The following is a 23,318-nucleotide window of genomic DNA, read 5'->3' on the forward strand; positions in this document are numbered from 1 at the left end:
GTCTCAGGCCGCGAGAGCGGTGAACGGCGCCCAGGGGAGGTTGCGGACGACCGTGAAGACGACGGTCAGCGCCAGCCAGGTGTAGAGCGCGGCGCGGGAACGGGCCCAGCCGGGGGCGGGGCGGCCGCCGACGCGGTCGCGGAGCCAGAAGAACCAGAGTAGCCCGAGCAGCGGCAGCCCGAGCAGGAACATCAGCGCGTTGTGGCCGATCGCGCCGACGAGGTCGCCCGAGAGGAGCGACATCGTGCCGCGGGTCATCCCGCAGCCGGGGCAGTCGATGCCCGTGAGGGCGTGGATCGGGCAGGGCGGAACGTAGGCGACGAGCCCGGGAGAAGTGGTGAAGACGGCCGCGAGGCCCGCCCCTCCGGCCACGACGGCCAGTGGGACGAGCCCCGCGCGCACCCGTGAGGGTGTGGTCACATGGTCCCCGACTGGGCGGCCATGCCGAGGCCGAGGACGACCGAGGCGATGATGTAGATGACGATCACGACGACGCCGGTGACGGCACCGATGATGCCCCACTTCTTGGCGCCCGCGGCGTCGCCCTGGACGGCCTTGACGATCGAGACGATGCCGAAGGGCAGGCAGCAGAAGATCGTGACCAGGATGCCGATCACGAGGGCGCCGGTGTCGGTCTGCTTCGCCGGTGCCGGCTGCGGGGTGGGGTTAGCCATGGTGCGGTGTTCTCCAGTTTGAATAGTCGACCTGTGGGGTCGGCTGACAGGGCCGTACCGAGACCGGCCCAGATGACCGGGCGAGTGTGCCAGCCCGGTGCTTCGGCAGCCCCGGAATATCGCCGCGACATGCCAGTTGTGTCCGTACTGTTGCCCAGCGGGATACTGGAGCCGTGACTACTGGACCCACGAGCGAGGGACTGGACCCCGCCATCGCAGACCGGCTCAAGCGCAACCCCGACGGGCTGGTGCCCGCGGTGGCGCAGCAGCATGACACCGGCGAGGTGCTGATGCTCGGCTACATGGACGACGAGGCCTTGGCGCGCACGCTCGCCACGGGCCGGGCGACCTACTGGTCCCGCAGCCGGCAGGAGTACTGGGTGAAGGGGGAGACCTCCGGCCACCACCAGTACGTCAAGGAGGTCCGCCTCGACTGCGACGGCGACACGATCCTGCTCAAGGTCGACCAGGAGGGCCCGGCCTGCCACACCGGCGACCACACCTGCTTCGACGCCGGCCTGATCTCGTGAAGACCTTCGGACCGACCGTCACCGCCGGTCTCGCCGGAGCGGCTCTGGCCGCCTGGGCAGGTTCCAACGAGTGGGTGAAGGTGACCGCCCCCGCCCAGATGCCGACCGACCTCAACGACTCCCCGGCCACCACGGGCCTGGCCCTGGTCGCCCTCGCCGCCTGGGGCGTGGTCCTGGTCACCCGTGGCCTCGTACGTCGCCTGGTGGCCGCCCTCGCGGGCCTGGCCGGGATCGGCGTGATCGTCACCTTCTTCGGCCATGCCGGGATCGACGCGCTCGGCCGGGCGATCGACTCCGAGGTCGTGTGGGGTGAGACCGAACACGCCACCACCCCCTGGCCCTACCTCGCGCTGCTCGGCGCGGTCCTGACCGTCGCGGCGGCCGTCGCGGCCGTACGCCTTGCTCCTTCGTGGCCCGAGATGGGACGCCGGTACGACGCCCCGGCGGCAGCGTCGCCGGAGCAGAAGCCGCTGGAGGAGCAGTCCACGATCGATGTCTGGAAGTCGTTGGACGAGGGTCGGGACCCGACAACGGGCGACCAATGAATACACTGCAGCCAAGCACAAAGAACTCGTAGAGGAGTCATCGCATGTCCGCCAGCCACGGCAACACCCCGGCAGCCTGGATCGCAGTCGCGGTCGGTCTCCTCGGCTTCCTCATCGGCAGCGTCGCCATGATGCTCGACCCGATCAGCTGGTTCGTCTTCTGGATCGGCGTCGCCGTCACCGTCGTGGGCGGCCTGCTCTTCATCGTGCTCTCCAAGCTCGGCTTCAACGTCGAGTCACACTGAGCCTGTGAGACAGCGAGGCCCCCGGCGGATCCGCCGGGGGCCTCGCTGATTTCTGAGCCGGGCTCAGTAGGTGGTGGCGCTGCCGCTGAAGTCGAGCGCACCGGACAGGTTCAGGATGATCCCGATGATGCCGAAGACGACCGCGACGATGCCGAGGATGAAACCGGCGGTGGCCATGCCACGCCCGCTCTGCGCGCCGCCGGAGGCGTCGATCTCGTTCTGGGCCATCTTGCCGAGGATGATCGCCGGGATACCGGTGAAGAAACCACAGCAGACACAACCGAGAATGCCGAGGACAAGTGCCCAGATCGCCTTCTTGTTGTTGCCCGCAGGCTGGCCGGGCTGCCCGGGTGCCGGCGAACCGTACGGGGGCGGCGGCGGCGGAGTTCCGTAGCTCATGTGTCTGACCTCCAAAGTCAGGCGAGTTGGGTTGAGATGGGAGAAACTTAACGTTTCCCGCCCGCACTGTGGCGCCAAATCGGGCGTGTCACGGTTCGGGTGAGAGGCTTTGCACGTGGGTCTTACCCGGAAACGAGAGGTTTAAACATGTCGGTGCTCGAAAAGATCATCGACGGCGTACGTCTGGACCTGGCGCAGCGCCAGGCGACGGTGTCCGAGGCGGATCTGCGGGCCCGGCTCGCCGACGTCGACGCGCCTCGCGACCCGATGCCGCACTTCCGTGCGCCGGGCAGCAGCGTGATCGCCGAGGTGAAGCGGAAGAGCCCTTCCAAGGGTGCCCTGGCCGACATCCCGGACCCGGCCGAGCTGGCCCAGAAGTACGCCGCCGGCGGTGCCGCCGCGATCTCGGTGCTCACCGAGGAGCGCCGCTTCGGCGGTTCCCTCGCCGACCTGCGCGCCGTCCGCGCGGCCGTCGACACCCCGGTGCTGCGCAAGGACTTCATCGTCGAGCCCTACCAGCTGCTGGAGGCCCGGGCGGCCGGCGCCGACCTGGCGCTGCTGATCGTGGCCGCGCTGGACGACGACACGCTGCGCAGCCTCTACGACCAGGCTCGTGAGCTCGGGCTGACCGTGCTGGTCGAGACTCACGACGAGGCCGAGGTCGCCCGGGCGGTCGACCTCGGTGCCGAGCTGATCGGCGTCAACGCCCGCAACCTGAAGACCCTGGAGATCGACCAGGACGTCTTCGGACGGCTCGCGCGGCTCATCCCCGAGGACCGGGTGAAGGTCGCCGAGTCGGGCATCTTCACCGCCACCGACGTCAAGCGCCACGTCGTTGAAGGGGCCCGCGCGGTCCTGGTCGGCGAGGCGCTGGTCAAGCATGGCGACCCGCAAGGCACGGTCGCCGAGTTCACCGGAATCCAAGGCTAGGACCAGCCATGACAACTCACATCCACGAGACGACGAGCTACGACGCCGACGAGTTCGGCTGGTTCGGCGGCGAGGCCGAGGGATTCGGCGGCCGCTTCATGCCCGAGGCGCTGATGAAGGCGCTCATCGAGCTCGACGACGCCTGGCAGAAGGCGAAGGCCGACCCGGAGTTCGTGGCCGAGTTCGACGCGATCCTGCGCGACTACGCCAACCTGCCGAGCCCGCTCTACCACGCCACGAGGCTCTCCGAGCAGCTCGGCTGCCGCGTCCTCCTCAAGCGCGAGGACCTCAACCACACCGGCGCCCACAAGATCCGCAACGTCCTCGGCCAGGCGCTGCTGACCAAGCGGATGGGCAAGACCCGGGTCATCGCCGAGACCGGCGCGGGCCAGCACGGGGTGGCCTCCGCGACCGCGGCCGCCTACTTCGGTCTCGACTGCACCGTCTACATGGGCAAGGTCGACACCGACCGCCAGGCGCTCAACGTGGCCCGGATGCGGCTGCTCGGTGCCGAGGTCGTTCCGGTGCCCTCCGGCAGCGGCACCCTCAAGGACGCGATCAACGAGGCGCTGCGCGACTGGGTCGCCAGCGTCGACCACACCGCCTACCTGTTCGGCACCGCCGCCGGGCCCCACCCGTTCCCGACGCTGGTCCGGGACATCGTGCGCGGCATCGGCGACGAGGCCCGGGCGCAGTCCCTCGAGCAGTTCGGCGGCCTCCCGAACGCCGTTCTCGCCGCGGTCGGAGGTGGCTCGAACGCCATCGGTCTCTTCACCGCGTTCCTGGACGACGAGGACGTCGAGATCCACGGCTTCGAGGCCGGGGGAGACGGCTTCGAGACCGGTCGCCACGCCGCGACCATCCAGGCCAACGACCCGGGCGTGCTCCACGGCGCCCGCACCTACGTGCTCCAGGACGAGGACGGCCAGACCATCGAGTCCCACTCGATCTCCGCCGGTCTCGACTACCCCGGGGTCGGCCCGCAGCACGCCTGGCTGGCCAAGTCCGGCCGCGCCTCCTACACCTCGGTCACCGACAAGGAGGCGATGGACGCCTTCGCGCTGCTCTCGCGCAGCGAGGGCATCATCCCGGCGATCGAGTCGGCCCACGCGATCGCCGGTGCCATCAAGATCGCTCCGCAGATCAAGGAGCGCCACGGCGAGGGCGCCACGATCCTGATCAACCTGTCCGGTCGCGGCGACAAGGACATGGGCACGGCCATCGAGTATTTCGGGTTGGGAGACGAGAAGTGAGTACGTCGGTTGCGTTCGAGAAGGCGAAGGCCGAGGGCCGCGCCGCCCTGGTCGGCTACCTCCCGGCGGGCTTTCCCACGGTCGACGGTTCGATCGAGGCGCTGACCACGATGGTCGAGGCCGGCTGCGACATCATCGAGATCGGGCTGCCCTACTCCGACCCGGTCATGGACGGCCCCACCATCCAGGATGCCGTGCAGCAGTCGCTCGACGGCGGCGTACGTGTCGACGACGTGTTCCGCGTCGTCGAGGCCGTGGCCGCGACCGGGGTGCCGACCCTGGTGATGACCAGCTGGAACCCGATCGAGCGCCGCGGCGTGGACCGCTTCGCCCAGCAGCTGCAGGACGCGGGCGGCGCGGGGCTGATCACGCCCGACATCACCCCGGACTTCGCGCCGGAGTGGATCGAGGCCGCCGATGCCCGTGACCTCGACAAGGTCTTCCTGGTCGCGCCGAGCAGCACCGACGAGCGGATCGCGATGACCACGGCCGCCTGCCGCGGCTTCGTCTACGCCACCGCGGTCATGGGCGTCACCGGCGCCCGCGCCAAGACCTCCGACCTGGCCGCACCGCTGGTCGCCCGGACGAAACAGACCACGGACCTGCCCGTCGGCGTCGGCCTCGGGGTCAGCAACGGTGCCCAGGCCGCCGAGATGGCTGCCTACGCCGACGGGGTCATCGTCGGCTCCGCCTTCGTGCGTACGCTGCTGGACAACCGCTCCGACGAGCAGGCGGCGCTCAAGGCGCTGGCGAGCCTGACCGAGGACCTGGCCGCGGGAGTCCGCTCGCGTTGAGGTTCCTGGCTCTTCCTGTCCTGCTCGTCCTCGTCGCAGTGCTCACCGGCTGCGGTGCTGCCGGCACCGGCCAGGCGCCGGCCTCGGCGATGACCGGCCAGGAGCACACTCCCTACCAGCTCTCCGACACCGCGCTGACCGACACCGAGGGCGAGCCGTTCTCGCTGGCCACCGATGCCGACAAGCCGCTGACGCTGGTCTTCTACGGCTACACCAGCTGCCCTGACGAGTGCCCGCTGGTGATGTCGAGCCTGACCGCGGCACTGACCCGCCTCGACGACGCGGACCGGGACAAGGTCGAGGTCGTGTTCGTCACCACCGACCCCGCGCGTGACTCGCAGAAGGTTCTGCGCAAGTACCTGGACCGCTACGACGAGGACTTCATCGGCCTGACCGGTGACATGAAGGACGTCGTCACCCTGGCCGAGTCGATGCGGCTCTACATGGGGGAGGCCGACCGGCTACCCAGTGGGGGCTACGATCTCGGGGTCCACGACACCCATGTCTCGGCCGTCTCCCAGGGACAGGCCAGCGTGGTGTGGTCGATGAACACCTCTCCCAAGCAGTTCGCCGACGACATCCACCGCCTTCTCACTCAGAAGTAGCCAAGAAGGGCCCCGCATGATCCTCCCGATGTCCATCCCCAGCCCGGCCGAAGGTGTGCTCTGGCTCGGGCCGGTCCCGTTGCGCGGCTACGCCTTCGCGATCATCCTCGGCATCATCGTCGCCGTCTGGGTCTCCGAGCGGCGCTGGCAGGCCCGCGGCGGACGGGCCGGGGACATCCAGGACATCGCGCTGTGGGCGGTGCCGTTCGGTCTGGTCGGCGGCCGGATCTACCACGTCATGACCGACTGGCAGCTCTACTTCGGCGACGGCGGCAGCCCGATCGAGGCGCTCTACATCTGGCGCGGCGGGCTCGGTGTGTGGGGCGCGATCGCGCTCGGCGCCGTGGGCGCGATCATCGGCGCGAAGACCAAGGGCATCAAGATCATCCCGCTGCTGGACACCATCGCCCCGACCTGCCTGCTCGCGATGGGCATCGGCCGCTGGGGCAACTGGTTCAACCAGGAGCTCTTCGGCAGGCCCACCGACCTGCCCTGGGGTCTGGAGATCGATCCCTCGCGCTTCCCCGACGGTCCCAGCCAGTTCCCGGTCGGCACCACGTTCCACCCGACCTTCCTCTACGAGTTCTGCTGGGACATCCTCGCCTTCTTCGTGATCGTCTACCTGCAGAAGAAGCTGCGTCTGGGTGGTGGCCGCGTCGTCGCTCTCTACGTGATGGCCTACTGCCTGGGCCGCGGCATGATCGAGACCCTGCGCATCGACAACGTGCAGCTGGTCAACGTGCTCGGTCTGCGCTGGAGCGAGTGGATGTCGATCATCCTGTTCGTCCTGGCGGCAGCGTGGTGGACGTACGCCACCGTCACCGGCCGGGGTAGTGTCGAGGAGGAGGTCTACAGCGATCCTGCCAAGGCCCCGGCGAACGACGTCGACGACACCGAGAACGACATCGAGAACGAGCCCGCGAGCGACACCGACGGCGACGCAGCCGAGAACGGGACCGGCGACGAGGAATCCTCGACAAAGGCCTGATCAGGAGCAGATTTTAGGCGCAACGTAGCGCCTGCCGGGAGGGTGTCCGCCGATCGACCCTCGTTCGCAACCTACGCGTGACACAGTGGTAACCTAGCCGCACTCGCGCGGGCCAACGCTGTCCCCTGCAGATTGCCAGTTTCATCCCCGCAAGGGCGCGCGCACTCGTCGCAGACATCCCTCACTCCGGACCCGACTCGAAGCAGAGTCGGAAATCCGGGGCTATCGGGCTGCGTCGGTCGGTGCGTGCCTGAGCCCGGACAGACGGGAGATCCCGGTGCCGTACGAGCACTCGTATCCATCCCCCCAGGGCCTCTACGACCCTAGGTTCGAGAAGGACGCCTGCGGCGTCGCCATGGTCGCAACACTGACCGGCGTCGCCAGCCACGACATCGTGAAGCAGGGCATCCGTGCCCTGGTGAATCTCGACCACCGCGGCGCCGCCGGCGCCGAGACCAACTCTGGCGACGGCGCCGGGATCCTGCTCCAGGTCCCCGATGCCTTCCTGCGTGAGGTCGTCGACTTCGACCTACCGGCCGAGCGTGCCTACGCCGTCGGCACCGCCTTCATCCCGGGCGATGTCGACCAGGTCGAGCGCACCATCAAGCTGGTCGAGGACATTGCGACCGAGGAGGGCCTCGACGTCCTCGGCTGGCGCGACGTACCGGTCAACCCCGACTCCCTCGGCGCCACCGCCAAGGCGGTCATGCCGACCTTCCGCCAGCTCTTCGTCGCCGGCGGCAAGCAGCGCGTGACCGGCCTGGCCCTGGAGCGGCTCGCCTTCTGCCTGCGCAAGCGCGCGGAGAAGGAGACCGACGTCTACTTCCCGTCGCTGTCGAGCCGCACCATCGTCTACAAGGGCATGCTCACCACGCCCCAGCTGGCCGAGGTGTTCCCCGACCTGGTCGACGAGCGCGTCGCCTCCGCGATCGCCGTCGTCCACAGCCGGTTCTCGACGAACACGTTCCCGAGCTGGCCGCTGAGCCACCCGTTCCGGTTCATCGCCCACAACGGCGAGATCAACACCGTGATGGGCAACCGCAACTGGATGAAGGCGCGCGAGTCGCTGCTCGAGTCCGAGCTGATCCCCGGCGACCTCGAGCGGCTCTTCCCGATCTGCACCGAAGGCGCCTCCGACTCGGCCTCCTTCGACGAGGTCCTCGAGCTCCTCCACCTGGCCGGCCGCAGCCTGCCGCACGCCATGCTGATGATGATCCCGGAGGCGTGGGAGAAGCACGAGGAGATGGACTCCGCCCGCAAGGCGTTCTACGAGTTCCACTCCTCGCTGATGGAGCCCTGGGACGGTCCGGCGAGCGTCGTGTTCACCGACGGCACCCAGATCGGCGCGGTCCTCGACCGCAACGGTCTGCGCCCCTCCCGTTACTGGGTCACCGAGGACGGCCTGGTCGTGCTCGGCTCCGAGGCCGGTGTGCTCGACGACATCGACCCCGCCACCGTGGTCCGCAAGGGCCGGGTCCAGCCGGGCAAGATGTTCCTCGTCGACACCGCGGAGCACCGCATCATCGAGGACGACGAGATCAAGTCCGAGCTCGCCGCCGAGCACCCCTACGACGAGTGGCTCCACGCCGGTCTCGTACGCCTCGAGGACATCCCCGAGCGTGAGCACATCGTCCACACCCACGCGAGCGTGACCCGCCGCCAGCAGGTCTTCGGCTACACCGAGGAGGAGCTTCGGATCCTGCTCGCGCCGATGGCCAACACCGGCGCCGAGCCGATCGGCTCGATGGGCACCGACAGCCCGATCGCGGCGTTGAGCGACAAGCCGCGGATGCTGTTCGACTACTTCGCCCAGCTCTTCGCCCAGGTCACCAACCCGCCGCTGGACGCGATCCGCGAGGAGCTGGTCACCAGCCTCAACGGCACCATCGGCGCCGAGTCCAACCTGCTCAACCCGGGGCCGGCCTCGTGTCGCCAGATCGTGCTGCCGTTCCCGGTCATCTCCAACGACGACCTGGCCAAGATCCGTCACATCAACCGTGACGGCGACATGCCGGGCTTCGAGGTCCACATCGTCCGTGGCCTCTACGAGGTCGACGGAGGAGCCGAGGCTCTGCAGGCGCGCCTGGACGAGATCTCCGCCGAGGTCTCCCAGGCGATCGAGGACGGCGCTCGCATCATCGTCCTCTCCGACCGCCACTCCACCCAGGAGATGGCGCCGATCCCGTCGCTGCTGCTCACCGGCGCCGTCCACCACCACCTGGTCCGCGAGCGCACCCGCTCGCAGGTCGGCCTGCTGATCGAGGCCGGAGACGTACGCGAGGTCCACCACGTCGCCCTGCTGATCGGCTACGGCGCCGCCGCGGTCAACCCCTACCTGGCGGTGGAGTCCGTCGAGGACCTCGCCTACGAGGGCTACTACGTGAAGGCCGATGCCGAGAAGGCGATGGCCAACACGATCAAGGCGCTCGGCAAGGGTGTCCTCAAGGTGATGTCGAAGATCGGCGTCTCCACGGTCGCCTCCTACACCGGCGCGCAGATCTTCGAGGCCGTCGGCCTCTCGAAGGAGGTCGTGGAGCGCTACTTCACCGGCACCACCTCCAAGCTCGGCGGCATCGGCCTCGACGTGATCGCCGAGGAGGTCGCGAAGCGACACGCCACCGCCTACCCGCGCGACGGCGTCGCCAACGCCCACCGTGCGCTGCCCATCGGTGGCGAGTACCAGTGGCGCCGCGAGGGCGAGCCGCACCTGTTCGACCCGGAGACGGTCTTCCGGCTCCAGCACGCCACCCGCAGCGGCCGCTACGACGTCTTCAAGCAGTACACCGACCGCGTCAACGAGCAGTCCGAGCGACTGATGACCCTGCGCGGACTCTTCAAGCTCAAGGGCGCCGAGGAGCTGGGCCGCCAGAAGATCTCGATCGACGAGGTCGAGCCCGTCGAGGCGATCGTCAAGCGCTTCTCGACCGGCGCGATGTCGTACGGCTCGATCTCCAAGGAGGCTCACGAGACGCTCGCAATCGCGATGAACATCCTCGGCGGCAAGTCCAACACCGGCGAGGGCGGGGAGGACCCCGAGCGCCTCTACGACCCCGAGCGACGCTCGTCGATCAAGCAGGTGGCCTCGGGACGCTTCGGTGTCACCAGCGAATACCTCACCAACGCAGACGACATCCAGATCAAGATGGCCCAGGGCGCCAAGCCCGGTGAGGGCGGCCAGCTGCCCGGCCACAAGGTCTACCCATGGGTGGCCAAGACGCGTCACTCGACGCCGGGCGTGGGCCTCATCTCACCGCCGCCGCACCACGACATCTACTCCATCGAGGACCTGGCTCAGCTGATCCACGACCTCAAGAACGCCAACCCGAGCGCTCGTGTCCACGTGAAGCTCGTGGCCGAGGTCGGTGTCGGCACCGTCGCCGCGGGTGTCTCCAAGGCCCACGCCGACGTGGTCCTGATCTCCGGTCACGACGGAGGCACCGGTGCCTCCCCGCTGACCTCGCTCAAGCACGCCGGCGGTCCCTGGGAGCTCGGCCTCGCCGAGGCGCAGCAGACGCTGCTCCTCAACGGCCTGCGCGACCGGATCGTGGTGCAGACCGACGGTCAGCTCAAGACCGGCCGTGACGTGGTCATCGCCGCGCTGCTCGGTGCGGAGGAGTTCGGCTTCGCCACCGCGCCGCTGGTCGTCTCCGGCTGCGTGATGATGCGCGTGTGCCACCTCGACACCTGCCCGGTCGGCGTCGCCACCCAGAACCCGGTCCTGCGCGAGCGGTTCACCGGCAAGGCGGAGTACGTCGTCAACTTCATGCGCTACATCGCCGAGGAGGTCCGCGAGCTCCTCGCCGAGCTCGGCTTCCGGAGCATCGACGAGGCCGTCGGCCACGCCGAGGCGCTCGACGCCCGCGACGCGATCGACCACTGGAAGGCCTCCGGGCTCGACCTCTCGCCGATCTTCACCCGCGTGGAGTCGCCGCAGCAGTTCGCCGACCAGGCCCTCTTCAACACCAAGGGCCAGGACCACGGTCTGGAGAAGTCGCTCGACATCAACGAGCTGGTGCCGCTCGCGGCCCCGGCGCTCGAGCGCGGCGAGCCCGTACGCGCCCAGCTGCCGATCCGCAACGTCAACCGCACCGTCGGCACGATCCTCGGTCACGAGATCACCAAGCGCTACCGCGGTGAGGGCCTGCCCGAGGGCACGATCGACATCACCTTCACCGGGTCGGCGGGCCAGTCCTTCGGCGCGTTCATCCCGCGCGGCCTGACGCTGCGCCTGGAGGGCGACGCCAACGACTACGTCGGCAAGGGCCTCTCCGGCGGCCGGGTGGTCATCCGCCCGGAGCGTACGGCCGGGTTCAAGGCCGAGGAGCACATCATCGCCGGCAACACGCTGGCCTACGGCGCCACCAGCGGACGGATCCACATCCGCGGTGGCGTGGGGGAGCGGGCCGCGGTCCGCAACTCCGGCGCCAGCATCGTCACCGAAGGTGTCGGCGACCACGGCTGCGAATACATGACCGGCGGTCGTGTCGTCGTGCTCGGCCCGACCGGGCGCAACTTCGCAGCCGGCATGTCCGGTGGGGTCGCCTGGGTCCTCGACTTCGAGGAGCAGCGCCTCAACAGCGAGCTGGACGATGCCACCGCGGTGGAGGAGAAGTACGCCGCCGAGCTCGAGCAGCTGGTCCGCGACCATCTCGAGGAGACCGGCTCGGCCGTCGCCGAGGCGCTCCTGGCCGACTGGCCGAACTCACTGACCCGCTTCACGCAGGTCATGCCCAGTGACTACAAGCGCGTGCTCGAAGCCCAGGAGGAGGCCCTCGAGGAGGGTCTCGACGAGGACGAGGCAGCCGCTCGGATTATGGAGGTACTTCATGGATGAGCTTGCGAAGTCCATGAACATCCAACACAGCATGGCTGACCCTGCTGAGGTGAAGAAGGAGGCCTACTGTGGCTGACCCCAAGGGCTTTTTGAAGAACGGTCGCGAGGTCGCGACCCGTCGTCCTGTCGATGAGCGGGTCAAGGACTGGCACGAGGTCTACCCGGGCAAGATCGGCAAGGCTCTGCTGCCGATCATCAACACCCAGGCCTCGCGCTGCATGGACTGCGGCATCCCGTTCTGCCACCAGGGTTGCCCGCTCGGCAACATCATCCCCGAGTGGAACGACCTGGTCTGGCGCAACGACTGGGAGGGTGCCTCGGAGCGCCTGCACGCGACCAACAACTTCCCCGAGTTCACCGGTCGCCTCTGCCCGGCTCCGTGCGAGGCCGCCTGCGTGCTGGGCATCAACCAGCCCGCGGTGACCATCAAGAACATCGAGGTCGCGATCATCGACAAGGCCTGGGACGCGGGCCACGTCAAGCCGCAGCCGCCCGAGTGGCTCTCCGGCAAGGCGGTCGCCGTCATCGGCTCCGGCCCCGCTGGCCTGGCTGCCGCCCAGCAGCTCACCCGCTCGGGCCACACCGTGGCCGTCTACGAGCGGGCCGACAAGATCGGCGGGCTGCTTCGCTACGGCATCCCCGAGTTCAAGATGGAGAAGTCGCAGGTCGACCAGCGCCTGGCGCAGATGCGCCGCGAGGGCACGGTCTTCCGCCCGGGCGTCGACGTCGGCACCGACATCACCGGCGCGCAGCTCCGGGACCGCTACGACGCCATCGTGCTGGCCAACGGCTCGACCGTCGGCCGCGACCTGCCGGTCCCCGGGCGCGAGCTCGCCGGGATCCACCAGGCGATGGAGTACCTGCCCCAGTCCAACCGGTCCTCGATCGGCGAGGCCGTGGAGGACCAGATCCTGGCCGAGGGCAAGCACGTGGTCATCATCGGTGGCGGTGACACCGGCGCCGACTGCCTCGGCACCGCGATCCGCCAGGGCGCCGAGTCGATCACCCAGCTCGAGATCATGCCGCGTCCGCCGGAGGAGCGCCCCGACGCTCAGCCGTGGCCGACCTACCCGATGACCTACCGGGTCGCCTCCGCGCACGAGGAGGGTGGCGAGCGGGTCTACGCCGTCTCCACCAAGGAGTTCCTCGGCACCGAGGACGGCCGCGTACGCGCTCTGAAGCTCGTCGAGGTCGAGTTCATCGACGGCAAGCTCACCGAGAAGGAGGGGACCGAGAAGGAGATCCCCGCCGACCTGGTGCTGCTGGCGATGGGCTTCACCGGCCCGGAGAAGGACGGCCTCCTCACCCAGCTGGGTGTGGAGTACGACGCTCGCGGCAACGTCGCCCGCGACGACTCCTTCGCCACCTCCGTCCCCGGCGTGTACGTCGCCGGTGACGCGGGTCGCGGACAGTCGCTGATCGTGTGGGCGATCGCCGAGGGTCGCGCCGCCGCGGCCGCCGTCGACACCTTCCTCACCGGCTCGACCAACCTGCCCGCGCCGATCCGCCCGACGGACCGGCAGCTGATGGTCTGAGGCCTACAGGCTGAGGCACAACGGCGTGCCGACCACTGGCCCGGCACCTCCATCCCGGAGGTGTCGGGCCAGTCGGGTCTCAGCCATCGGATCGTAGGATCCGACGGTGTTCGTACACACTTGTGGCGCGGAGTTTGTGGCACACGTCCATTGCCCGAGCGTGCGGCGGGAGGCTAGCCGACGGCGACCTCACGCCGGGCCCAGCGCGGAGTGACCGCATCTGACCCGGACCACGGCGCAAACCTTGGATGAACGGCCTGATCAGGACGCGGCCGGGTGCTGGTTTGAACGTTCCAGAGGGGTAGTCTGGGCTCCCGTGAGAAGAGCGAAGATCGTCTGCACCCTGGGACCCGCCGTCGGGACGGAGCGTCGCATCCGCGAGCTCGTCTACGCAGGCATGGACGTGGCCCGGATGAACATGAGCCATGGGTCCCACGACGACCACTCCGGCAACTACGCGCTGGTGCGCGAGGCGGCCGCTGCGAGCGGTCACAGCGTCGGCATCTTCGCTGATCTGCAGGGGCCCAAGATCCGCCTGGAGCGGTTCAAGGAAGGCTCCGCGACCCTGCGTCGCGGCCAGGCCTGGACGATCACCACGCGCGATGTGCAGGGTGACGACGAGATCTGCGGGACGACCTACAAGGGGCTTCCCGGTGACGTGAAGGTCGGCGACCCGATCCTGATCGACGACGGCAAGCTGCGCCTGCGGGTCACCGCGGTCGACGACACCGACGTCCACACCGAGGTGCTGGTCGGCGGGCCGGTCTCGAACAACAAGGGCATCAACCTGCCCGGCGTCGCCGTCTCCGTGCCGGCCCTGTCCGAGAAGGACGAGGAGGACCTCCGGTTCGCGCTCAGGCTCGGCGTCGACATGATCGCGCTCAGCTTCGTGCGCAACGCGAAGGACTACGAGGACGTCCGCAAGATCATGGACGAGGAGGGGCGCGTCGTCCCGGTCATCGCCAAGATCGAGAAGCCGCAGGCGATCGACAACCTCGACGAGGTCATCGCCGCCTTCGACATGTTCATGGTGGCCCGTGGTGACCTCGGTGTGGAGTGCCCGCTCGAGGAGGTGCCGTTCCTGCAGAAGCGGATCATCGAGCTGGCCCGCCTCAACGCCAAGCCGGTCATCGTCGCCACCCAGATGCTCGACTCGATGATCTCCAACCCGGCGCCCACCCGCGCCGAGGCCAACGACGTCGCCAACGCCGTCCTCGACGGCGCCGACGCGGTGATGCTCTCCGCCGAGACGAGCGTGGGGGAGTATCCGATCCACACCGTCGAGACGATGGCCCGCATCATCGCCGCCACCGAGCGCCACGCCCTCTCCCGGGACAGCTCCGCCGCCGCCGAGCTCACCCGCATCGACTGGGACCCGCACACCCGCTCCGGCGTCATCGCCAAGGCCGCCGCCGAGGTCGCCGACCGGGTCGGTGCGAAATACCTGGTCGCCTTCACCACCTCCGGCGACTCCGCCCGCCGCCTCTCGCGGCTGCGCGGCGCGATCCCGTTGCTCGCCTTCACCCCCTCCGATGCCGTACGCAGCCAGCTCGCGCTCAGCTGGGGCACCGAGACCTTCCGCACCGACGAGGTCGAGCACACCGACGAGATGGTCCGCCAGGTCGACGAGAACCTGCTCAAGCTCGGTCGCGTCGAGGAGGGCGAGCTCGTCGTCATCATCGCCGGCTCGCCTCCCGGCATCCCCGGCTCCACCAACGCCCTGCGCATCCACCGCATCGGCGACGCGATCAACGAGGTCGCGCCCGCCTACGAGCGCAAGGCTTAGGTCTTCGGTCCGATCAGCGCCTCGAGCGCCGCGACCGCCTCGCGGCGCGAGGCGCTGATCGTCTTCCAGCTGGACTGACGCCATGGGATCCCGACCAGGTCGAGTGCCCAGGTGCACAGACCGCGGATGTCGTCGGAGGATGTGCAGATTGAACACACTGCGGCGGCCTTCGCTGATGTGTCCGTCCCCGAGATACCAGCCACGAAGCTCTGCGTACGCCGCCTCGTCAAGGTCCGCTCCGTCGCATCGTGGACATGGCGGCGCGAGATGGGTCTGGCCTCGGACGATCCCGCGACGTTGGTAGAGCCGGCGCCATCGACGACCGACTGAGGACGTACGTGCGGCATGCGAGCATCATGCGCGCGACCACCGACAATCTTGGTGCCGGATGTGGGATTCGAACCCACAAGCCCTTTCGGGCAGCGGTGTTTGAGACCGCCGCGTATGCCGTTCCGCCAATCCGGCTGGATCGGAAGAAAATCTACCGGACCGTGGGCGGAATCACTGCACCGGGACGTACCTTCGATGGCCTAGTCTGTGCTCGTGACGGAGAGCAACCCCAGCAGCACCCCGGAGAGCCAGGCGCGGCGTACCGTCGTCATCGCGGAGGACGAGGTCCTGATCAGGATGGACCTCAAGGAGATGCTCACCGAGGAGGGCTACCACGTCGTCGGCGAGGCGGGCGACGGCAAGGCCGCGATCGAGCTCGCCACCGAGCACAGACCCGACCTGGTGATCCTCGACGTGAAGATGCCGGTGCTCGACGGGATCGCCGCTGCGGAGGCGATCGCGCGCGACCGGATCGCCCCGGTGGTCATGCTGACCGCGTTCTCCCAGCGCGACCTGGTCGAGCGGGCCCGCGACGCGGGTGCGATGGCCTACCTCGTCAAGCCGTTCAACATCACCGACCTGGTGCCCGCGATCGAGCTGGCGGTGAGCCGTTTCCAAGAGCTCGCCCAGCTCGAGCGGGAGGTCGCCGGTCTGACCGACCGGCTGGAGACCCGCAAGGCGGTCGACCGGGCCAAGGGCATCCTGCAGGAGGGTCTCACGCTGAGCGAGCCCGAGGCTTTCCGGTGGATCCAGAAGACCGCGATGGACCTGCGACTCTCGATGCGCCAGGTCGCCGAGGGCGTTATCGAGCACGGCGTGAGCGGCCCGCGTACCTGAATCCGTGTAAACGGCACGTCACAGATCGGTTGCGGTCTCTGATGAGGGTCAACCTGTGGCTTGTTCGTGGGTGATGTCGGCCTAGACTGCCCGCGCGGATCCGGCTGACCAGCGTATTCAGCTGGTGTCAGGACCCGTCTTTTAGGACACACAGGCAGGAGTACCCACGTGCGCAAGCGGCTCTACAGAGTCCTCGTCGCGCTCATCGGTGCGCTGATGGTGCTGTTGGTTGGGAGCCCGGGTGCCGCACAGGCAACCGAGACCCCACCGCCGGACGCCACCGCGATCCAGGTGACGCTTCAGGACGAGGCCAACAAGGATGCCGAAGGCAATCCGAAACCGATCCCGGGAGTGACCCTCGAGGTCAGCAAGGACGGCGAGAAGGCCGGCGAGGGCGTCACCGACGACAAGGGTGTGGCGATCATCGTCGTCGATGAGCTCGGGAAGTACACCGTGACCCTCGACGAGAAGACGCTCCCCGAAGGGACGGTCCTCGACGAGAACACCAAGGGCGAGGCAACGGTCCAGGTACGTTTCCAGGGACCCAACAACCGGGCGATCTTCCCGATCGGGGTCACCGCCGGTGAGGAGTCGAACTTCGGCAAGGACCTCGCCCAGAACCTGCGTGCGGGCATCGTCTTCTCCCTGGTCCTGTGCCTGGCCGCCCTCGGGTTCTCGCTGATCTTCGGCACGACCGGCCTGTCCAACTTCGCCCACGGTGAGATGCTCACCTTCGGTGCGCTGATGGCCTGGACCTTCGACCAGGTCTTCAAGACCGGTGCCCTGGCCTCGGTCTCGGTGCTCCTCGCCGGCATCATCGCGGTCCTTCTCGGTGGCCTGGGTGGCTTCGCGCAGGAGAAGATCCTGTGGGGTCCGTTGCGCCGGCGCGGCACCGGCCTGATCGCGATGATGATCGTCTCGATCGGCCTGGCGATCTTCCTGCGCTACCTGTTCCAGTACTTCTACGGCTCCTCGACGCGGTCGCTGTCGCAGTACAACGGCCAGCAGCGCGAGCAGCACTGGTACTACCTGTGGCTCTCGCTCGCCGACCGCGAGGCGATCATCGTGCTCATCTCGATCGTCACCATCACCGCGGTCTGCCTGTGGCTGGCCAAGAGCCGGATGGGCAAGGCGATGCGTGCGGTCTCGGACAACCCGGCACTGGCCGCCTCCTCGGGCCTGCGGGTCGACGGCGTCATCACCAACGCGTGGGTCATCGGTGGAGCGCTGACCGCGCTGTCCGGTGTGCTCTACGCGATGCAGCTGCAGGTCAACGCCTTCATGGGCATGCGGATCCTGCTGGTCATCCTCGCCGCGGTCACCCTCGGTGGTCTCGGCACGATCTGGGGTGCTCTCGTCGGCTCGCTGGTGATCGGGCTCGTCTACGAGCTCGGGCCGCTGTTCGGCGTACCCACCTCGATCAAGGAGATCGGCCCGCTGCTGATCATGATCGTGATCCTGCTGGTACGGCCCCAGGGCATCCTGGGTCGCAAAGAGCGGCTCGGGTAGGAGAGACAATGGATATTCTCGACATTCTCCGGGCGGCGTTGCAGCAGGCACTGGGCCCGCAGGCAATCGTCTTCGCCCTGGCCGCCATCGGCCTCAACATCCACTTCGGCTACACCGGGCTGCTGAACTTCGGCCAGGCCGGCTTCGTCGCGGTGGGCGCCTATGGTCTGGCCGTCTCCGTGGTCACCTTCGGGGCGCCGTTCTGGCTCGGTATCACCATGGCGATCGTGGCCCCGCTGGTGCTCGCCGTGATCCTGGGTGTGCCGACGCTGCGTCTGCGCGCCGACTATCTGGCGATCGTCACCATCGCCGCTGCCGAGGTGCTGCGGTTCGTCTTCGGCTCGGTGGAGATGAAGGACACCTTCGGTGGCTCCAACGGCCTCAACGGGTACGCCGGGCCGTTCCAGGACGCCAACCCCTACAGCAGCGGCATCGATCTGGGGTTCATCTCCTTCGGGCGCAACGACCTGTGGTCGCTGACCGTCGGCTGGGTCCTGGTCGCGCTGTGCTGCCTGCTGGTGTGGGCGCTCATGCGCAGCCCGTGGGGCCGTGTGCTCCGCTCCATCCGTGAGGACGAGGACGCGGTGCGCTCACTGGGCAAGAACGTGTTCGCGTACAAGATGCAGGCGCTTGCCCTCGGTGGTGTCATCGGTGGTCTGGGCGGCATGTTCCTGGCGCTCAAGCAGGCCTCGGTCGTGCCGAGCGACTACTCCACGCTGATGACGTTCTACGCCTTCGCCGCTCTGCTTCTCGGCGGCGCGGGCCGGGTGATGGGCCCGGTCATCGGCTCGGTCCTGTTCTGGTTCCTGATCGCGGGGCTAGGCTCGTTCTTCAGCCAGTCAGCTGGTAAGGGCGGATGGATCCCGACGGTGATCATGACCGACACCCAGGCCAGTGTGATCCGCTACATCATGCTGGGGCTGGCCATCATGCTGCTGATGATCTTCCGACCCCAGGGGATCATCGGCGACCGTAGGGAGATCGCGATCGATGGACGCTGACATGACAGACCAGACGAGCACCGAGACGAACGCCGTTGCGAGCAAGACCGGCCCCGCGGGCCTGGTCGGGGCGAGCACGGAGCCGGGCAGCAAGAAGTCCGACCCGATCATCGTCGCCGACAAGATCACGCGTACGTTCGGAGGACTCACCGCCGTCGACGTCGACCACGTCGAGATCCAGCGTGGTGCGATCACCGCGCTGATCGGCCCCAACGGAGCCGGGAAGACGACGTTCTTCAACCTGCTGACCGGCTTCGACCAGCCCAACACCGGATCGTGGAGCCTGGAGGGCAAGTCGCTCAAGGGCGTCGCCCCCTACAAGGTCGCCCGCCTCGGGATGGTGCGCACCTTCCAGCTCACCAAGGTGCTGGCCAAGCTCACCGTGATCGAGAACATGCGGCTGGGCGCCACGGGACAGAAGGGTGAGCGGTTCTGGGCCGCGCCGTTCAAGTTCCTGTGGGGCAAGCAGGAGGACGAGGTCACCAAGAAGGCCGACGACCTGCTGGCCCGGTTCCTGCTCGACAAGAAGCGCGAGGACTTCGCCGGGTCGCTCTCCGGCGGCCAGCGCAAGCTGCTCGAGATGGCCCGCGCGCTGATGGTCGACCCGGAGGTCGTCATGCTCGACGAGCCGATGGCGGGTGTGAACCCCGCTCTGAAGCAGTCGCTGCTCGGCCATGTGAAGTCGCTGCGCGACGAGGGCCGCACGGTCCTCTTCGTCGAGCACGACATGGACATGGTCCGCGACATCTCCGACTGGGTCATCGTGATGGCCCAGGGCAAGATCGTCGCGGAGGGCACTGCTGATTCGGTCATGGCCGACCAGCGTGTCATCGACGCCTATCTCGGGGCCCACCACGACACCGACCTGAGCGAGCTCGACGAAGAGGTCCTCGAGGCCGAGGTCGAGGCGGAGCTCGAGGGCGACATCGTCCAAGAGGAGGACTCGAAGTGACTTCCACCGAAGCGGAGGAGTTCCGCGAGAAGCACCTGAGCGAGGCCGAGGGTGCGGTGCTCCGCGCCGACGGGCTCATCGCCGGCTACCTTCCCGGGGTCAACATCCTCAACGACACCGACCTCTACTGCCAGCCCGGCGAGCTGGTCGGCATCATCGGCCCCAACGGCGCCGGCAAGTCGACCCTGCTCAAGGCTCTGTTCGGTCTGGTGAAGATCCACGAGGGCACGGTCAAGCTGAAGGGTGAGGACATCACCGGCAAGCGTGCCGACGAGCTGGTCTCGCGGGGTATCGGGTTCGTTCCGCAGAACAACAACGTGTTCCCGAGCCTGACCATCGAGGAGAACCTCGAGATGGGCTGCTACCAGGCGCCGAAGAAGTTCGCGGAGCGGTTCGAGTTCGTCACCGGGATCTTCCCGGCCCTCGGCGAGCGTCGCAAGCAGCGCGCCGGTGGCCTCTCCGGCGGTGAGCGTCAGATGGTCGCGATGGGCCGGGCGCTGATGATGGAGCCGTCGGTCCTGCTGCTCGACGAGCCCTCCGCGGGGCTCTCGCCGGTCATGCAGGACGAGGTCTTCGTGCAGACCCGCAAGATCAACCAGGCGGGTGTCTCGGTCGTGATGGTCGAGCAGAATGCCCGTCGCTGCCTGCAGATCTGCGATCGCGGCTACGTGCTCGACCAGGGTCGTAACGCCTACACCGGGGCAGGGCGTGAGCTCGCCGACGACCCGAAGGTGATCGAGCTCTACCTCGGCACCCTGGGTGCCAAGGAGGACTGAGGAGCGCCAAGACCGGGCGTACGTCCTGAAACGGCCAGGGCCCCGGAGCAGCATGCTCCGGGGCCCTGGCCGTCGGTGGTCAGGCGACGGTGTGCGAGCGTCGTTGGGAGCGCCGGGCGGCGAGCAGCTCGCCGACGGCGCTGGACTGCTTCGGGCCGCGCTGCAGGCGGGCGTGGGGCAGGGCCCGGCCCAAGACGTTGAGCCGGGAGCGTACGACCGCGGTCGGGGCCACGCGCATGACGGCCTGGGCGCCGAGGCCGATCCTGGCGAGGAACCGGTTGCCGTCACGGCCACCGGCGGAGGCCGCGGCCGCGATCGTCCTGATCCCGCGCTCCTCGGCGAAGGCGACGGCCGCCTCCATCAGCATCCGGCCCACACCTCGGCGGCGGAAGCTGGGAACGACGTGGGGCGCGAAGATCTGCACCGTCGGCTCCAGGTTGAGCGGACCGAAGGTGGTCGCGCGCACGTAGACCGCTCCGACGGGCTCGCTGCCGCACTCGGCGACCAGGAGGCGCTGGTCGGGGGAGGCGTCGGCGGCGCCGATGATCGTCTCCAGGTCGCCCAGCTGCTCCTGGGCGTCCGCCATCCGCAGCGCGTCCTGCCAGATGCCGAGGAGGAAGAGCGCGTCATCGGCTCGTGCCTCTCGCATCGTCACCGGCACCCTCATCGAGTCCGTCCTCCAAGGGTGCCGTGCGTACAGATCATCACAATTCCTCCACGATCGTGGCTGTTCCCGGGCGGAATCGGGTTTCCCGAGTGATCATGTCACCACGGCCCCGACTTTACGGAGCCGATGATGGCGGCAACCCAGGCAATGATGCCATGGGGGAGATGTAACGGATTGGTGAAAAGACAGGTCCCTCGGGTGATTCGCCCTCCGAGCGTCTCTAATGTGTCTCCGCAAGGTCCGACGTGAGCCGGGCCAGCCCATACGAAAGAGGGACTAAAGCAGTGAACTCATCATCCTCTACCTGGATGAAGCTGACCGCAGGCGCCGGCGCCTTGGCGCTCAGCTTCACCCTCGCCGCCTGTGGTGGCGAGACCGCTTCCGAGGAGCCGGAGAAGAAGGCTGCCGCCAAGGGCGACGGCACTCTCACCATCGGGCAGCTCCTCCCGCAGACCGGCAGCCTCGCGTTCCTCGGCCCGCCCGAGTTCGCCGGATCCGACCTGGCGATCCAGGACATCAACGCCGCTGGCGGTGTGCTCGGCAAGGACGTCGTGCCTGTCGTAGCGGACTCCGGTGACACCACCTCCGCGATCGCCCCCACCGAGGCCGACAAGCTCATCGACGCCAAGTCCGACGTCATCGTCGGCACCGCGTCCTCGGGCGTGTCGATGACCGTGATCGACAAGATCATGTCGTCGGGCACCGTGATGTTCTCCCCGGCCAACACCTCGACCGAGTTCGACGAAGGTGACTTCGCGAAGGCGGACCTCTACTTCCGCACGGCTCCGTCCGACATCCTGCAGGGCGCCGTCATGGCCAACCTGCTGCTCGAGGACAAGCGCACCAACGTGGCGATCCTGGCCCGCCAGGACGCCTACGGCGAGACGCTTGCCGAGGAGATCAAGGCCAACCTCGAGGGTGCCGGCTCCAAGGTCGCCACCACGGCGTTCTACTCCGAGGACGCCACCTCGTTCGACGCCCAGATCAACGAGGTCGCCGGCTCGGGTGCCGACGCCGTCGTCGTCGTGGCCTTCGAGGAGACCAAGAAGCTCATCCCGCAGCTCATCGCCGCGGGTGCCGGTCCGGCCAAGCTGCCGACGTACTTCGTCGACGGCAACCTGTCGGACTACTCCAAGGACTTCACCAAGGGTGAGCTCAAGGGTGTCAAGGGCACCCTCCCGGGCGCCGAGACCACTGGTGACTTCAAGGAGCAGCTGCTGAAGGTCGACCCGAAGCTGGCCGACTACTCCTACGCCGCCGAGTCCTACGACGCCACCATCGTCTCCGCGCTGGCCGCGGTGCAGGCCGACAGCGACGCCGGCGAGGCCATCGCCGAGGAGATCGTCGACATCACCACCGGTGGTGAGAAGTGCGAGACGTACGCGGACTGCGTCAAGCTCATCGAGGACGGCAAGGACATCGACTACGACGGCAAGTCCGGTCCGATCGAGCTCGGCGAGACCGGTAGCCCGACGGCCGCGTCCATCGGTATCTACCAGTACAACGACAAGGCGACCTACGCCCCTGTCAAGTACATCGCTGGGGAAGTCTGATCCACCCAGTGAAGGGCCCCGGAGCGACACGCTCCGGGGCCCTTCTACGTACGTTCCTACATCGAGATCCGGTCGGCGTCGATGAGCGAGCAGGTGATCCGCGAGGTGCAGACCCGCTTGCCGCGCTCGTCGGTGATCACGACCTCGTAGGCCGCCGAGCTGCGGCCGAGGTGGATGGCCGTCGCGGTGCCGGTGACGATGCCGGAGGTCGCGGACCGGTGGTGGGTGGCGTTGATGTCGACGCCGACGGCGATCTTGCCCAAGGACGCGGCGTGCATGCCGGAGCCGGTGGATCCGAGCGTCTCGGCGAGCGCGACCGAGGCGCCGCCGTGGAGCAGCCCGTACGGCTGGGTGTTGCCCTCGACCGGCATGGTGCCGACGACCTTCTCGGCGGAGATCTCCAGGATCTTGACGCCCATCTTGTCGTTGAGGCCACCCATGCCGTGGGGGAGCGAGGCGAAGAACGTCTCGCCTGCCGTCTTGTCGGTCGGCGAGACGGGCTGGTCGGTGGTCGATGCATCGGTCATAGATGCATCGTCGCATGTGCTGCGCGGGGTCTGAGCACAGGGGACGCG

Annotated in this window: 23 protein-coding genes and 1 tRNA gene; 17 read left to right on the forward strand and 7 right to left on the reverse strand. The window is 68.2% G+C overall.

Features of this window, described 5'->3' with window-relative positions; genetic code table 11:
- Positions 1-3: 3 nt before the first annotated feature.
- Together BLT25_RS13055 and BLT25_RS13060 are read right to left on the reverse strand one after the other, a co-directional pair.
- Positions 4-420: a DUF2752 domain-containing protein gene (locus BLT25_RS13055; protein WP_143033738.1), complete on the reverse strand. Its 417-nt coding sequence runs from the start codon at positions 418-420 to the stop codon at positions 4-6.
- Entirely contained in the window at positions 417-674 is a 258-nt protein-coding gene (locus tag BLT25_RS13060) for a CD225/dispanin family protein (protein ID WP_091046491.1), read from the reverse strand. Before BLT25_RS13060 ends, BLT25_RS13055 begins: the two co-directional genes overlap by 4 nt.
- A 173-nt stretch (positions 675-847) precedes the next feature.
- Between BLT25_RS13060 and hisI the strand changes: the two genes are divergently transcribed.
- Genes hisI through BLT25_RS13075 form a run of 3 tightly spaced genes read left to right on the forward strand, consistent with a single transcriptional unit; the run spans position 848 to position 1,994 of the window.
- The gene (hisI, locus tag BLT25_RS13065) at positions 848-1,204 is read left to right on the forward strand and encodes a phosphoribosyl-AMP cyclohydrolase (RefSeq protein ID WP_091046494.1); all 357 of its coding nucleotides are present in this window, start codon (positions 848-850) and stop codon (positions 1,202-1,204) included.
- Positions 1,201-1,749, forward strand: coding sequence for a Trp biosynthesis-associated membrane protein (locus BLT25_RS13070; protein ID WP_176883849.1), 549 nt, complete (start codon positions 1,201-1,203; stop codon positions 1,747-1,749). Before hisI ends, BLT25_RS13070 begins: the two co-directional genes overlap by 4 nt.
- Before the next feature lie 44 nt (positions 1,750-1,793).
- Positions 1,794-1,994, forward strand: coding sequence for an HGxxPAAW family protein (locus BLT25_RS13075; protein WP_091046498.1), 201 nt, complete (start codon positions 1,794-1,796; stop codon positions 1,992-1,994).
- A 63-nt stretch (positions 1,995-2,057) separates the two neighbouring features.
- Here BLT25_RS13075 and BLT25_RS13080 read toward each other — a convergent pair whose 3' ends face one another.
- A complete protein-coding gene (locus tag BLT25_RS13080) occupies positions 2,058-2,393 on the reverse strand; it encodes a DUF4190 domain-containing protein (RefSeq protein ID WP_091046500.1) in 336 nt (111 codons plus the stop codon).
- 147 nt (positions 2,394-2,540) lie between these two features.
- Between BLT25_RS13080 and trpC the strand changes: the two genes are divergently transcribed.
- From trpC to pyk, 8 genes are all read left to right on the forward strand, one after another.
- Positions 2,541-3,323: an indole-3-glycerol phosphate synthase TrpC gene (trpC, locus tag BLT25_RS13085; protein WP_091046501.1), complete on the forward strand. Its 783-nt coding sequence runs from the start codon at positions 2,541-2,543 to the stop codon at positions 3,321-3,323.
- Positions 3,324-3,331: 8 nt separating this feature from the next.
- Positions 3,332-4,576 (forward strand): tryptophan synthase subunit beta, encoded by a 1,245-nt coding sequence (gene trpB, locus BLT25_RS13090; RefSeq protein WP_091046504.1) that lies wholly within the window; start codon positions 3,332-3,334, stop codon positions 4,574-4,576.
- Positions 4,573-5,370 carry a tryptophan synthase subunit alpha gene (gene trpA / locus BLT25_RS13095; RefSeq protein WP_091046506.1) on the forward strand — a complete coding sequence of 266 codons (798 nt, stop codon included), beginning with the start codon at positions 4,573-4,575 and terminating at the stop codon, positions 5,368-5,370. The genes trpB and trpA overlap by 4 nt, the downstream gene beginning before the upstream one ends.
- Complete coding sequence (locus BLT25_RS13100) at positions 5,367-5,975, forward strand: SCO family protein (protein WP_091046508.1); 609 nt, start codon at positions 5,367-5,369, stop codon at positions 5,973-5,975. The genes trpA and BLT25_RS13100 overlap by 4 nt, the downstream gene beginning before the upstream one ends.
- A gap of 28 nt (positions 5,976-6,003) precedes the next feature.
- Entirely contained in the window at positions 6,004-6,963 is a 960-nt protein-coding gene (lgt, locus tag BLT25_RS13105) for a prolipoprotein diacylglyceryl transferase (RefSeq protein WP_256328578.1), read from the forward strand.
- 277 nt (positions 6,964-7,240) lie between these two features.
- A complete protein-coding gene (gene gltB / locus BLT25_RS13110) occupies positions 7,241-11,797 on the forward strand; it encodes a glutamate synthase large subunit (protein WP_091046512.1) in 4,557 nt (1,518 codons plus the stop codon).
- A 68-nt stretch (positions 11,798-11,865) separates the two neighbouring features.
- Entirely contained in the window at positions 11,866-13,332 is a 1,467-nt protein-coding gene (locus BLT25_RS13115) for a glutamate synthase subunit beta (RefSeq protein ID WP_091046515.1), read from the forward strand.
- Between the two features lie 316 nt (positions 13,333-13,648).
- Positions 13,649-15,118 (forward strand): pyruvate kinase, encoded by a 1,470-nt coding sequence (pyk, locus tag BLT25_RS13120; protein WP_091046517.1) that lies wholly within the window; start codon positions 13,649-13,651, stop codon positions 15,116-15,118.
- On the opposite strand, the gene BLT25_RS30180 is transcribed toward pyk, so the two are convergent.
- Complete coding sequence (locus tag BLT25_RS30180) at positions 15,115-15,276, reverse strand: hypothetical protein (protein WP_218131328.1); 162 nt, start codon at positions 15,274-15,276, stop codon at positions 15,115-15,117. The two genes, pyk and BLT25_RS30180, sit on opposite strands and share 4 nt — an antisense overlap.
- 221 nt (positions 15,277-15,497) lie before the next feature.
- Positions 15,498-15,583, reverse strand: a tRNA-Leu gene (locus BLT25_RS13130).
- 72 nt (positions 15,584-15,655) lie between these two features.
- Here BLT25_RS13130 and BLT25_RS13135 point away from each other — a divergent pair.
- The 5 genes from BLT25_RS13135 to BLT25_RS13155 all read left to right on the forward strand — a co-directional run bounded on the left by BLT25_RS13135 (position 15,656) and on the right by BLT25_RS13155 (position 20,523).
- Positions 15,656-16,285 carry an ANTAR domain-containing response regulator gene (locus tag BLT25_RS13135; protein ID WP_091046519.1) on the forward strand — a complete coding sequence of 210 codons (630 nt, stop codon included), beginning with the start codon at positions 15,656-15,658 and terminating at the stop codon, positions 16,283-16,285.
- A 168-nt stretch (positions 16,286-16,453) separates the two neighbouring features.
- A complete protein-coding gene (locus BLT25_RS13140; protein WP_091046522.1) occupies positions 16,454-17,794 on the forward strand; it encodes an ABC transporter permease subunit in 1,341 nt (446 codons plus the stop codon).
- Positions 17,795-17,802: 8 nt separating this feature from the next.
- On the forward strand, positions 17,803-18,795 hold the full coding sequence (locus tag BLT25_RS13145; RefSeq protein ID WP_091046524.1) for a branched-chain amino acid ABC transporter permease: 993 nt from the start codon (positions 17,803-17,805) through the stop codon (positions 18,793-18,795).
- A 1-nt stretch (position 18,796) separates the two neighbouring features.
- Positions 18,797-19,747: an ABC transporter ATP-binding protein gene (locus BLT25_RS13150; RefSeq protein ID WP_256328579.1), complete on the forward strand. Its 951-nt coding sequence runs from the start codon at positions 18,797-18,799 to the stop codon at positions 19,745-19,747.
- Positions 19,744-20,523, forward strand: coding sequence for an ABC transporter ATP-binding protein (locus BLT25_RS13155; protein ID WP_091046529.1), 780 nt, complete (start codon positions 19,744-19,746; stop codon positions 20,521-20,523). The genes BLT25_RS13150 and BLT25_RS13155 overlap by 4 nt, the downstream gene beginning before the upstream one ends.
- A 79-nt stretch (positions 20,524-20,602) precedes the next feature.
- On the opposite strand, the gene BLT25_RS13160 is transcribed toward BLT25_RS13155, so the two are convergent.
- Positions 20,603-21,172 (reverse strand): GNAT family N-acetyltransferase, encoded by a 570-nt coding sequence (locus BLT25_RS13160; RefSeq protein ID WP_256328580.1) that lies wholly within the window; start codon positions 21,170-21,172, stop codon positions 20,603-20,605.
- A 326-nt stretch (positions 21,173-21,498) separates the two neighbouring features.
- On the opposite strand from BLT25_RS13160, the gene BLT25_RS13165 reads away from it, so the two are divergent.
- The gene (locus BLT25_RS13165; RefSeq protein WP_256328581.1) at positions 21,499-22,743 is read left to right on the forward strand and encodes an ABC transporter substrate-binding protein; all 1,245 of its coding nucleotides are present in this window, start codon (positions 21,499-21,501) and stop codon (positions 22,741-22,743) included.
- Positions 22,744-22,799: 56 nt separating this feature from the next.
- On the opposite strand, the gene BLT25_RS13170 is transcribed toward BLT25_RS13165, so the two are convergent.
- The gene (locus tag BLT25_RS13170; protein ID WP_091046536.1) at positions 22,800-23,270 is read right to left on the reverse strand and encodes a hotdog fold thioesterase; all 471 of its coding nucleotides are present in this window, start codon (positions 23,268-23,270) and stop codon (positions 22,800-22,802) included.
- Positions 23,271-23,318 lie beyond the last annotated feature (48 nt).

This window comes from Nocardioides sp. YR527, assembly GCF_900101045.1.
In the GTDB taxonomy this organism is placed as follows: Bacteria; Actinomycetota; Actinomycetes; order Propionibacteriales; family Nocardioidaceae; genus Nocardioides.